This window comes from Dietzia sp. UCD-THP (genome assembly GCF_000349585.1).
Taxonomy (GTDB): Bacteria; Actinomycetota; Actinomycetes; order Mycobacteriales; family Mycobacteriaceae; genus Dietzia; species Dietzia natronolimnaea_A.
Genome location: NZ_KB714672.1, coordinates 1,641 through 12,533, shown reverse-complemented (window position 1 = coordinate 12,533; position 10,893 = coordinate 1,641). Strand labels below are relative to the sequence as shown.

Below are 10,893 nucleotides of genomic sequence, written 5' to 3'. Positions count from 1 at the left end.
ACTGGTCCGCCTGTCGGCAGCACTGGGCTTCGATCGCTCGGCGTGCGCGAGCATTCCGCCCTGAGATCCCCGAGTCAGACCGCCGCACCCTCGACGCAGCACGCGAGGAGATCCGCTGGTGGGGTGATGCCGACCTCCAGGCAGCTGCCGCCGTGGTCATCGACCGGTTCAGCGACGGGTACGGACTGGCGAGCCGGCCGATCGCTCGCCGAGATCTGCAGCTCGCACTCCACCTGTCCGACGGCGCAGCGTCCGACAGGCTCGCGGCCCTGGCTAAGCGAGGGCTGCTTGTCGTGAGCCACCCGTGGAGCTCCACCACCCCGCGGGAAGCGACCCGGTATGACCTCGCGGTCCCCGCGACCACTTACCGGGGGGAAACCGCCCATGACGTCACAAGCCCTGCGGTGCCCCTGCAGCACCCCCTCTGGGGACTCCTCCGCCACACCAGCCGGCGCACCCTCTTCACCCTGCTACGCCACCCCGCCTCCCCCACCCGCCAACTCGCTGCTCTCCTGGGCCTCCCTCCCGGGGACGCCACCCACGGGGTCCTCCACCTCCTCCGGCAGCTCGAGGACGCCGGGCTCGCTACCCGGGTGGGCACCGGCCGCGGAACGCTCTGGTCCGCCGCCTCCACTCTGGACCTGGACGCCGCGTCCCGTCGTACAGGTGCGCTGACGAGGGCCCAGGAGCTGGCCGCCCGCATCTGCGGTGAGCGCGCCTGCTGGCACGCCGAGAGCCACGCAGAGACAGCGCGGACTCTCCGCGGGCTCCACGCTCTTCGCGCACGTCTCACTCACGCTGAGGCTCGCGGGCAGCGCCCTCGCCCACACCCTGCTCCGCGGCACCGCACCCCTCCTCGTCCTCCTCGTCGAGCAGCCCCCCGCGGTCGCCACGCCCCTCGGTCTGCTCCCCCACCGTGATGTCACCAGCGTCCACTGACTCCGAGCGGTCGTACTCTTGCCCCATGCACACGGCCTCTCCTGAACTGTCCGAGGGCCGCACTACGACTACGTTGGGGGTGCTGTCCCAGCCATGACCGGCTTGCTCGTCACGCTCTACGGACGCGAGTCCTGTCCGCCGTGCATAAGGACCAAAAAGCTCCTGGATCAAGCCGGTGTTGCGTTCTTGTACGTGGACATCGACGAAGACCCGGACGCACTCGAGGGACTCACCGAGCAGGACTGGGTGACCGCCCTGCCAGTCGTCATCACCCCAGAACTCCAGTGGTGCGGCTACCGGCCCGAACACATCAGGACAATCACCACCAGGTACGGGCCCAGCTAAGCTGAGTCGCAGACGAACAGTCACCCCACACTCGAAAGGACCAGCCATGGTCATCGACGGCAACGTCATCGAAATCGGCACCCTTAACCAGCTCAAATCCGGCAGCAGCGTGCTTACCATCAAAGTGCGACACCGCGCCTACAACCCCACCGCCCGCACCTTCACCGGCGAGGTCGTCTACGACGTCGAGCTGCGCAAACAACTCGCCGAGAACGCCCACACCAGCCTCACCATCGGCGACGACGTCATCATCGACGCCGACGAACACGACCTGGCCGCCACCATCTACACCGACAGCCACGGCCGGAACCACCCCCAACTCAGCGGCGCCAAAGCCCGCAACATCGGCATCAGCATCCGATCCGAAGCACTGCCCGTCACCACCTAAGAGCACTATCTGCCCGGCCGCCGCGGGTCGACTGGGGCCAGCTCCCGCGTGCAACACCGCCCGCAGACTCCCGAGGCGTAGATCCCTGGCCGTGGACGCCGGCACTGCCCGGTGGTGGGGCGAACCGGTGGGTGGCCCTCTTTCCCTGCCACTGCGAGTCTTTGTGTTCCGCTCCCTGCGTCAAGGTCGGCGCCGGCTTCGCCGTCGCCCGGCCGGCCACGACCAATCTGCGACGCGCTCGCTGCGCTCGCTTATTTCGCCGCAGATTCCCCGCGTCCGTCCGGGTGCCCTCTCTTGACTCCGGTTCGCGGCCCACACGATCGGCAGGTGTCAGGGAAAGGGGGGCCCTGCGCGAACGGCACAGCCGAGGCGGTGGCGCGAAAAACCCGCAGGTGAGAGCACATTAACGCGCCATAGACGTACTATACACGCATGATGCGTGTACACTAGAAGCAGAGCAGGCCACAAGGCCACTCACCCCGAACCCGAAAGGAGCCAGCCATGGCCCGCATCACCTACTCCGTCACCGCGACCGAGCCCTGGGAGGCCGCCGCCACGCTCGCCACAGTCCTCGACCTCTCGGTCAACCCGCTCACCGTTCACGAGGACCGGGTCACCGTCGTCGCCGACGAAGACGACACCGAGATCGTCGGCACCATCCGCCGCGCGATCTACGCCGCCTGACCCACAACCCCGCCCATCGCCGCGAGGCAGACGGACACCACGACCGAAAGGACCACCGCCATGGCCATCACCGTGTACACCAAGCCCCAGTGCGTGCAGTGCGGCGCCACCATCAAGGCGCTCGAGAAGGCCGGCCTGGACTACGAGCTCGTCGACATCACCACCGACACCGAAGCCCGCGACTACGTCATGGCTCTCGGCCACCTCCAGGCCCCCGTAGTCGTCGCCGGCACCGACCACTGGGCCGGATTCCGACCCGACCGCATCAAGGACCTCGGCCGCACCGCCGCCTGAATCACCCGCCAGTAGGGGAGGGGACACACAATGCACACCATGACCGCCGAGGACCCGCAGGCCACCGCCGACCCGGTCGACGTCGACGACCTCGCCGCCGCAGACGCCGCACCCACCGTCCCCGAGCTCGACCCCGAAGCCGCCCTGCTGTGCGCACTCCTGCACACCACCGACACCACCGAAGCTCGCCACATCACCCGCCACCTCGAGGCAAGCGACTTCCTCAACCCCCGATACGGCGACCTGTACAGCGTGATCGCCGACCTCATCGCGGCAAGCGAACCCCACCACGCCCCGCGGGTGCTCGCCGCACTCACCAACGCCGGCCGCATGGCCGGCCACCAAGGACGGCTCCTCGCCGACGCCCTCCAGGTCGTCGCACTACTCGGAACCCCCGCCATCGGAGTGCGCACCCTCGCCGCCGACGTCCTCGACGCCGCCTACCGCCGCCGCTTCGCCCGCACCGCCGCTGAGCTGACCCGTGCCAGCACCGAAGCGCCCACCGACGACCTCTTCGAGATCCTCCTTGACCAAGGCCGCGCCATGCGCCGCGAAACCAAGCGCCGCGCCGACCTCACCGGCGGACCGACCAGTGGGGGAGAGGGGGAGGCATGACGTTCATTGTCGGGACAGGCCCCACCGAGCTGCACGCCCACATCGACCTCGACCACCGCATCACCGCCACCATCCAGCCTGGGACGACTCCGGCCGTCACCGTCCTCGACGTCACCTGCAGCGACGGCCACTGGGCCGTCCTGGCCACCCTCAACACCGACACCACAGACAAGGAGCCCCGGTGACCCCAGACGAAGCCCGATCACTCGGCCGCGCCATCCGCGCAGCACGCATGGAGGCCGGACTCACCCAACTCAAACTGGCAGTGGCCATCGGAGTGAAATCCCCCTGGATCAGCGCCTGGGAACGCGGCCAATCCCAACCCACCGCCTACCGACAGGCCACGCCGCCCGCCGTCATCAGCCAGGACCAGCTCACAGCCATCGCCGACGCCTTGGACTGCACCATCGAAACCATCGCCAACCGAGCCGCACTATCAGCCGCCACCCGAGTCCTCTACGGGCTCGAACCACTCGGCCCCGCCCGCACCCTCGTCGGAGGCCAACGCTTCGACCTCACCGACGCCGAAGCCGACCGCGTCACCGACTTCATCACCGGACTCATCGCCGCAAGGGACCTGCACTAACCGACCCTTGTCGGAGGCGACACCTAGGGTGCGCCACATGGACGAGCTGCTGGGCCCGTTGCGCCGAGCAGCCGAGCAAGCAGGCGAAGATCAGTTCCTCGAACTCCTGCGGTGGCACCTCGTCGTGGCCGGCCTCCCAGATGTCGACCCCACCAAGCAGGGCGCCTACCGAGACGCCATCACCGAACTGGGGGAGGCGCGCACAATCGAGCTACTGCGCGACCTGCGCAGACTCGCCCGCAACCCCCGCCGCTATCGCAACGGCGCCGACGGCAAACCTCGCTACCGCCAGGGCCGAACCGTCAGCAATCACCACCACCGCGAGTAACCGCCTCGATCAGGCCCGCGTCGCGGCGGTCCAAGGTACGCACGTTGTTAACTGCCCGCGAGACAGGACGGGTTCGAAGAGTCGGCGCCACCGCCCGCGACTCGCCGTCCAACAGATCCAGCACGTCTCTGAACTGGCCTTTCTCGAACTTCTTTGGAGTCCACCAGGTATTCCACGAGGCAGGGGTCACAAAGACCGCTATGCGGACGCCGCGGTCTCGAATCGAGCGTTGATAGGCTGCGGACCCTTTTCCTTCGCCCACGATGGCCGTAGGCGCTACGCTCGATTGCCTGGCCCCGGGCCGGACCGCGCGATTGGACCGACCCCCGGACATCAGTGTTCACTTATGCACTTCGGCTGCCGGGTGGGCGGCGTCACGGGTGTCAAAGGTTGACGCTGGGGGCGGTTTATAGCTAAGTTATCGACATTGCTCCCCGTCGTTCTAGGTAACCCTAGGACTGGCGGGGCTTTTTTATTCTCAGGAGGGGTCGTGGGCGAGGCGCTGCGTGCTGCGGTCGTGGTCGACTATCAGAACATCCATCTCACCGCGCACACCCTCTTCGCGGAGCCGGGTGAAGCGAAACACGAGACCCTGATTGATCCGCTCCACTTCGCCAACGCCTTGATCGCCGAGCGAAATCGACGCCAGCGCGAGGGGCACCCTCATGCCGAGCTGCAGCGGGTCCTTGCCTACCGCGGCCAGCCATCGAGCGAGCATGACCCCAGGTCGTACGGTCGAACCGACGCTCAAAGGGCCGCGTGGAGAGCGTCGAACCCTCGAGTGGAGGTTCACTACCGACCACTCCGCTACCTGTTTGAAGCAGGTGGGAACTACAGCACCCGAACTGGCCACGCGCCAAGGGCCATTAAGAAGGTCGAGGAGAAGGGCATCGACGTTTTGTGTGCCCTAGCCGTGGTCGAGCAGTCGCGCGCCGACGATGTCGACCTCGTGATTCTGGCGTCTCACGACACTGACCTTGAGCCGTGTCTTGATGCAGCTCTAGACATCGGAACCGCCCGCATCGAGACCTGTCAGTGGTGGAACCCCTCGGTCAGTCGTACCAAGCAGCTACGGCCTACAAGTGACCGCGGCATCTGGAACACGCGCATGGGCACTTCCGTCTATGAGGCCTCCCGGGACCGTCACATCTACTGACAAGCCAAGATCGGCGGGCCGTTGGCATCACTGCCGCTCTTCCTCAGATGGTCGGAAAGGGATCCGCCGATACAGGGTGGACACGGAAACGCCCGTCTTGTCGGAGATCTCCGCCATCGACAGTTCCTTGACGTCGCGGGGTACACCGCGCTCGACGTCGTCGACGCCGAGCTTTGGTTGGGGGCCGGGGGATGCGACTCGTGCGAGCGCGGCCGCGCGGGCTCGATCGGTGCGTTCGAGCATGTAGACCCGCTCCATCTCGGGGAGCAGGCCGAGCATCGCCACGCTGACCCGGCTCATGGCATCGTCGGCCGCGGTGTCGATGATGAGCGGGTCGTCGAGGGTGCTGATCCCGATGCCGCGCTCGGGGAGCTCGTGGAAGAGGTTGAGCGTCTTCCGCAAGTTCCGTACGAGACGATCGAGTTTGGTCACCACCAGGACGTCGCCGCCGCGCGCGTACGCCAGCAGCTTAGTGAGCCCGGGGCGATCGGTGTTCTTGCCGGACTTCTTGTCGGTCCAGACCTGGTCGATGCCGGTCTGTTGTGGGCGGTCGAGCTGGGCGTCGAGCGAGGGGACGTGCCGCGGGAGTCCGGTGTCGTCGGTGGGCTCTTCGTTCTGTGTTAGCTATGGCCCACCGGGTGCTGCTCAATCCCATTTGCCCCCGCTTTAGACTGGGATAGGTTCGCGCCTACGGGTTGGTCGATTCGTGCCTCGTACGTGCTCGGCGCGCCGACATTGGGCGCCGCGTGACTCAGAACGTCAGTGCTCGAGGGGGTGCGGGCGTTGGTCGAGACTCGCCGTGTCCCCTTTCTAGTTCGACTTTCTTGGAGGGACGCGTCTTGGACGATGTGACTGATCTCGAATCGCTGCCGGTCGAGCAGCTGATCGAAATGATTCGTGAGAAGACCGGCGCGGGCGTGAACCTTTCGTTTCCTGGCAAGGTGCTGGCTCGTCAGCTTGGCCGGCGTGTACGCCCGCGGAACCAGCGGACGATCAAGAGTCATAGCGTCGGCGACGAGCGTGGCCGCTCCCGAAACCTGATCATCGAAGGCGACAATCTGCAAGCGTTGGCGTCGTTGTACCGTGAGCGCGGTCAGATCGATTTGATCCTGACGGATCCGCCTTATAACACGGGCGGCGACTTCCGCTACAACGATAAGTGGGACAAGGATCCCAACGACCCCGACATGGGCGAGTTCGTCGGCAGTGACGATCCTGCGAAGCACACCAAGTGGATGAAGTTCATGTACCCGCGGCTCCAGATGATGCGAGCAATGCTTAAGCCCTCCGGCGTGCTGGCCATCTGTATCGACAGCCGTGAGCTGTTTCACCTCGGCCAGATGCTCGATGAGCTCTTCGGCGAAGAGAACCGGTTAGCGATCATCAACTGGCAGAAGATCACCTCGCCAAAGAACCAGGACCAAGGCGTCTCGACGGCCACCGAGTATGTGCTCGTATATGCCAAGGACGAGGATCGCGTCCGGACGGGCCGTCTGCCGCACTCCGAGAAGAATGCCTCTGGCTATGTCAATCCTGACTCGGATCCGCTGGGAGCCTGGGCTCCTTCAGACTCGACCCTGATGGGAGCCTCTACCCATCCCGGCCAGGTCTACGGCATTCAGAACCCCTTCACGGGCAAGCTGCACTACCCGCAAGAGGGCCGTTGCTGGCGCAATGAGCGCTCCAAGATGAAGTCGGCGGCTGAAGCGTGGGGGGTCGATTATGAGGACCGCGAGGTCGGAGATGGACTCCGGCCTGCGTTATTGATCAGGGGCGCGCTGAACCCCTTGACGGAGGATTATTCAGCGGACCCTGTCGTCCGCGATGCTCAGAAGGTCGCCCTGGAACGGCGCAACGCGGGCTCTTGGCCGCGCTATTTTTGGCGCAACGACCGGTCTCGACGTCCCGGTCACGGGGAGCTCCGCTACAAGACTTATCTTTCCGAGGTCGAGGTCGGTGTTGTGCCGACGACGTACTGGGCGTCGGACGAGGAGTTCGAGATCCACGAGATCGACACGGTCTCCTGGCCCCACCCGCAGTCCGGGACCTCGGAGGTCGGGAAAGCAGAGCTGAACGCCGTCGTCGGGCGTGGGCACGGCTTCGACACGGTGAAGCCGCTGCAGTTGATGAAGAAGATCATCACGCTGTGGTGCCCGCCTGGAGGGATTGTCCTTGACCCATTCGCAGGTTCGGGGACAACTGGCCACGCCGTGCTCGATATGAACAAGACGACGGGTTCGGATCGCCGGTTCATCCTGATTGAGCAAGGCCGCCCTGAGAACGGCGATTCGTACGCGAGGACGTTGACTGTCGATCGGCTGCGTCGAGTCATCGAGGGCGAGTGGTCGAAGGGGACACATGCACCACTAGGTGGTGGCTTCACCTTTAAGAGGCTCGAGAAGAAGGTCGATGCCAAGACGTTGCTGCTTATGGAGCGCGACGAGATGATCGACACCGTCATCGCCTCGCACTCCAGCACCGGCGCTCGTCGACGGGCCGTGCTCATACCCATGGTGAACGGGAATGAGAAGCCGTACGTCTATCTCGTGGCGAAGAACGCCAGCAACGAGGGCATTTTCCTTGTCTGGTCGGGAGCAGGCTCGAACACCGACCTGACGGAGGAAGCCTATGAGGAGATCACCGATGAGGCCGAGGACGCCGGGCTGGCCGATGTCTATCATGTGTACTCGCGCCGCAACCTCATCGTCACCGACGACGTGATCTGGTATCAGATCCCTGACCGCATCCTGTCCGACTTCGGGCTCGACATCCGCACCGAGTCCTTCACAGAGGAGGGGTGACCATGACGATTGAGCTCTTCCAGTTCCAGCAGGACGCGGCCTCCCAGATGGCCGACCGGTTCGTCGAATACGCCAAGGAGCCCATCGTAATGGGCAGGCGGGCGAACGTGCGCGAAGTCCCCTTTTATCAGGCGCTTTCGTCCATCACCGGCTCCGGCAAAACTGCGATCTTGGCGCAGGCGGTTAGCGAGATCGCTGCGCTGTCGGAGATCCCACCCGTGATCTTGTGGCTATCCAAGGGCAAGGTCGTCGTGCAGCAGAGCTACGCGAACCTGGCCGACGGCGGCAAGTACGACCACTTGCTGCCGGACATAACGGTGCGGCTACTTAGCGAGTACGACCCCGAGGACGTAGCCAACTCGAAGGAGGCGTTGCTCTACTTCGCGACGGTCGGCACCTTCAACCAGAGGGACCGAGAGAACAGTAACCTTCGGATCTTCGCATTCGACACCGACGACATTGAGTCGACGCGGTGGGAGGCGCTTAAAGCCCGCGAGGCGGCCAACGGCCAGCGCCGCCCTCTCGTGGTGGTCTACGACGAGGCGCAGAACCTCAGCGACCAGCAGACGACTCTGCTCCTGGAACAGCAGCCGTCGGTGTTCCTCCTCGCCAGCGCGACCTTGAGGTTCCCGGCCCAGTTCGACGCCGAGGTCATCCAGCCGCTGCGGCAGCAGGGCGAGTACAAGGACGAGGACCTGATCACCCCGGTGAAGTCCTCGACCGTCGTCGCGTCGGGCCTGGTCAAGGGGATGGTTTCCCTTGACGGGCTCAACGCGCCCATGGAGGAGACCATCTCCGAGATGCTCTCGGACATGCAGGAGGCGGAAGACGACGCCAAGGCTGAAGGGCTGAACTTCACCCCAAAGGCGATCTACGTCTGCAATACGAACATCCTTGCCCACGACGCCAGCCAGACCGACGATCCAAAGCAGCCGTTCGATCAGCGGCAGGCACCGCCGATCCTCATCTGGCGCTACCTCACCGAGCAGTGCGGCGTCCCCGCCGAGGAGGTCGCGATATACGCGGACCTCAAGACTCACAAGGACTTCCCGCTACCCCCAGACTTCACGCTCTTCAGTGGGGGAGAGCGTGACTACGAGGACTTCGTGTCCGGCGACTACCGGCACATCATCTTCAACAAGACCCTCCAGGAGGGCTGGGACGACCCTAGTGTCTACTTCGCCTACGTCGACCGAACCATGGACTCGTCGGTGCAGATCACTCAGGTGGTCGGGCGCGTACTACGTCAGCCTGGCGCGACGCACTACGCGGCTGATCGTCTGAACACCGCGCACTTCTACGTGCGCGTGGACCGTAACGACTCGTTTGCTCAGGTCGTCGAGGAGGTGCGTCGCGGCCTCGGTGGGGACGCGCCGGAGGTTCGTATATTGATGTCCCCTCCCGGGACAGAGGAGCCCGAGAACCTGACAGTGAAGCAGTCCCGGACGGTTCCTCGCACAGCGATCGACAACGTCCCTACGGTCGCTCCCGTCGAGAAGGTGCTGGCCAAGGTCCACGACTACTCGAACGACGGACTGAACACGCGCGGCAAAGGCCGCCGGCGCACGGTCCAGCAGGCCATCGGCATGGGCGAGACAGTGGATTCGGAGTGGGTCGACTTCGAGCAATCGAACCGCGTCAACGCCCGCTGGGTATTCCGCCGTGAGGTCGCGCGAAGGTATCGGCCCGCTCTGATGGTGATGAACACCGACACGGTGAAGTTCGACGCGTCGGTCGGAGTAGGCAGCAGTGCCTACTCTGCTCTGACTGACAACGCTGCCGAGGCGGTCGACGAGTACTTGCGCCACGCGGAGATCAAGCAGCTCATGCCGAAGCCCTACACAATCGGGAACACCCTGGTGCGCCGCGGTGTCATGGAGAGTTTTGAGAACGCACTGCACGAGGGGTATGACGGTCTCAATGAACTTGAGCGGAGATTCGCACGGGCGCTCGACGAGACGGGGCTGCCATGGGCGCGAAACCGCTCGCAGACCGGGTACAAGATTCCGCTAGTCTCACTCGGGCAGACCGTGTGGTTCTTTCCCGACTTCATCATCTGGGCTGGCGACGCCGTCATCTGCGTTGACACTAAGGGCGAGCACATAGTCGAGAGCGACGCCCGCCGTAAGCTGCTCGCGATCAAGCCGCACGCAAAGGTCCCGACAACCGTCGAGGTCAAGTTCGTGACCGAAGGCACCTGGAAAGTCGATGGCACGCCTGCCGGTAAGGACGGATTCTCGGTGTGGGAGCTTGGCAGCGGGCGCGACCTCAGAGCGCTGCCGCACGAGGATCTTGAGTCGCTGGTGAAAACGTTCATACCGGCCCACAAGTCCAAGGAATGATCGAGCGTCGAACCGCGTCTAGCTAGGCGTTGACGCAAGGGAAGAGCCAAGCTCTTTCCGCCCTTCTTCAAGGCGGGAGGGGCTCGATTTGCTCATCTGTGTACTCGCGGAACCGTAACTCCGTCAGCCCCGCACGGCCACGGCCTTGCGAGCCAGCGATCTCGCTAAGGTTTCGGCCCAGGCGATCGGGCTTGGTCACCACGAGGCAGTCCCCGCCGCGCGCATACTCCAGGAGTTCCTACGCGTACCTGCTGCCGCCCTGCGGGTGGTGTTGCTCCTAGACCATTACGCGTGGCGGGATTGCCGAGTGACCTATGGAGCCGCACCGATAATGCGTAAACGACCAAAAATGTTCAAGGGTTCTAATCCCGTATCCGGCACCAATTGTCCCGAAGGGGTACACCCGTGCGGGACG

Annotated in this window: 14 protein-coding genes and 1 pseudogene; 11 read left to right on the top strand and 4 right to left on the bottom strand. The window is 64.7% G+C overall.

Annotated elements, in window-relative coordinates; all coding sequences use genetic code 11:
* Window positions 1–74: 74 nt before the first annotated feature.
* From H483_RS39400 to H483_RS39820, 3 genes are all read right to left on the bottom strand, one after another.
* Window positions 75–302: a hypothetical protein gene (locus H483_RS39400; RefSeq protein WP_152428110.1), complete on the bottom strand. Its 228-nt coding sequence runs from the start codon at window positions 300–302 to the stop codon at window positions 75–77.
* 168 nt (window positions 303–470) lie between these two features.
* Window positions 471–728: a hypothetical protein gene (locus H483_RS37890; protein WP_152428109.1), complete on the bottom strand. Its 258-nt coding sequence runs from the start codon at window positions 726–728 to the stop codon at window positions 471–473.
* A 61-nt stretch (window positions 729–789) separates the two neighbouring features.
* On the bottom strand, window positions 790–966 hold the full coding sequence (locus tag H483_RS39820; RefSeq protein ID WP_193746923.1) for a hypothetical protein: 177 nt from the start codon (window positions 964–966) through the stop codon (window positions 790–792).
* A gap of 66 nt (window positions 967–1,032) precedes the next feature.
* Here H483_RS39820 and H483_RS37880 point away from each other — a divergent pair, with 66 nt between their 5' ends.
* The 9 genes from H483_RS37880 (at window position 1,033) to H483_RS39390 (ending at window position 5,335) form a co-directional block, all read left to right on the top strand.
* A complete protein-coding gene (locus tag H483_RS37880) occupies window positions 1,033–1,284 on the top strand; it encodes a glutaredoxin family protein (RefSeq protein ID WP_017838632.1) in 252 nt (83 codons plus the stop codon).
* A 46-nt stretch (window positions 1,285–1,330) separates the two neighbouring features.
* A complete protein-coding gene (locus tag H483_RS37875; protein WP_017838631.1) occupies window positions 1,331–1,672 on the top strand; it encodes a hypothetical protein in 342 nt (113 codons plus the stop codon).
* A 501-nt stretch (window positions 1,673–2,173) separates the two neighbouring features.
* Window positions 2,174–2,356 carry a hypothetical protein gene (locus H483_RS37870; protein ID WP_017838630.1) on the top strand — a complete coding sequence of 61 codons (183 nt, stop codon included), beginning with the start codon at window positions 2,174–2,176 and terminating at the stop codon, window positions 2,354–2,356.
* 60 nt (window positions 2,357–2,416) lie between these two features.
* A complete protein-coding gene (gene nrdH, locus H483_RS37865; protein ID WP_017838629.1) occupies window positions 2,417–2,650 on the top strand; it encodes a glutaredoxin-like protein NrdH in 234 nt (77 codons plus the stop codon).
* 39 nt (window positions 2,651–2,689) lie between these two features.
* The gene (locus tag H483_RS37860) at window positions 2,690–3,265 is read left to right on the top strand and encodes a DnaB-like helicase N-terminal domain-containing protein (protein ID WP_193746922.1); all 576 of its coding nucleotides are present in this window, start codon (window positions 2,690–2,692) and stop codon (window positions 3,263–3,265) included.
* Window positions 3,262–3,450, top strand: coding sequence for a hypothetical protein (locus tag H483_RS37855; protein ID WP_017838627.1), 189 nt, complete (start codon window positions 3,262–3,264; stop codon window positions 3,448–3,450). Before H483_RS37860 ends, H483_RS37855 begins: the two co-directional genes overlap by 4 nt.
* Window positions 3,447–3,851, top strand: a complete 405-nt coding sequence (locus tag H483_RS37850) for a helix-turn-helix domain-containing protein (protein WP_017838626.1) — start codon at window positions 3,447–3,449, stop codon at window positions 3,849–3,851. The genes H483_RS37855 and H483_RS37850 overlap by 4 nt, the downstream gene beginning before the upstream one ends.
* 37 nt (window positions 3,852–3,888) lie before the next feature.
* Complete coding sequence (locus H483_RS37845) at window positions 3,889–4,179, top strand: hypothetical protein (protein ID WP_017838625.1); 291 nt, start codon at window positions 3,889–3,891, stop codon at window positions 4,177–4,179.
* A gap of 490 nt (window positions 4,180–4,669) precedes the next feature.
* On the top strand, window positions 4,670–5,335 hold the full coding sequence (locus tag H483_RS39390; protein ID WP_193746921.1) for an NYN domain-containing protein: 666 nt from the start codon (window positions 4,670–4,672) through the stop codon (window positions 5,333–5,335).
* Between the two features lie 27 nt (window positions 5,336–5,362).
* On the opposite strand, the pseudogene H483_RS0120395 reads toward H483_RS39390, so the two are convergent.
* A pseudogene (locus H483_RS0120395) lies at window positions 5,363–5,893 on the bottom strand (recombinase family protein); the annotation flags it as partial.
* A 290-nt stretch (window positions 5,894–6,183) separates the two neighbouring features.
* On the opposite strand from H483_RS0120395, the gene H483_RS37835 reads away from it, so the two are divergent.
* Together H483_RS37835 and H483_RS37830 are read left to right on the top strand one after the other, a co-directional pair.
* Window positions 6,184–8,136, top strand: a complete 1,953-nt coding sequence (locus H483_RS37835) for a site-specific DNA-methyltransferase (RefSeq protein WP_017838621.1) — start codon at window positions 6,184–6,186, stop codon at window positions 8,134–8,136.
* Window positions 8,137–8,138: 2 nt separating this feature from the next.
* Window positions 8,139–10,478: a DEAD/DEAH box helicase family protein gene (locus H483_RS37830; protein ID WP_031265447.1), complete on the top strand. Its 2,340-nt coding sequence runs from the start codon at window positions 8,139–8,141 to the stop codon at window positions 10,476–10,478.
* Window positions 10,479–10,893 lie beyond the last annotated feature (415 nt).

Excerpts from the sequence above, each read along its gene's own strand:
- H483_RS37875 (WP_017838631.1), top strand. The coding sequence starts at position 1,331 with ATGGTCATCGACGGCAACGTCATCGAAATCGGCACCCTTAACCAGCTC.
- H483_RS37880 (WP_017838632.1), top strand. The coding sequence starts at position 1,033 with ATGACCGGCTTGCTCGTCACGCTCTACGGACGCGAGTCCTGTCCGCCG.
- H483_RS37845 (WP_017838625.1), top strand. The coding sequence starts at position 3,889 with ATGGACGAGCTGCTGGGCCCGTTGCGCCGAGCAGCCGAGCAAGCAGGC.
- nrdH (WP_017838629.1), top strand. The coding sequence starts at position 2,417 with ATGGCCATCACCGTGTACACCAAGCCCCAGTGCGTGCAGTGCGGCGCC.
- H483_RS37855 (WP_017838627.1), top strand. The coding sequence starts at position 3,262 with ATGACGTTCATTGTCGGGACAGGCCCCACCGAGCTGCACGCCCACATC.
- H483_RS37860 (WP_193746922.1), top strand. The coding sequence starts at position 2,690 with ATGACCGCCGAGGACCCGCAGGCCACCGCCGACCCGGTCGACGTCGAC.
- H483_RS37830 (WP_031265447.1), top strand. The coding sequence starts at position 8,139 with ATGACGATTGAGCTCTTCCAGTTCCAGCAGGACGCGGCCTCCCAGATG.
- H483_RS37870 (WP_017838630.1), top strand. The coding sequence starts at position 2,174 with ATGGCCCGCATCACCTACTCCGTCACCGCGACCGAGCCCTGGGAGGCC.
- H483_RS39820 (WP_193746923.1), bottom strand. The coding sequence starts at position 966 with ATGGGGCAAGAGTACGACCGCTCGGAGTCAGTGGACGCTGGTGACATC.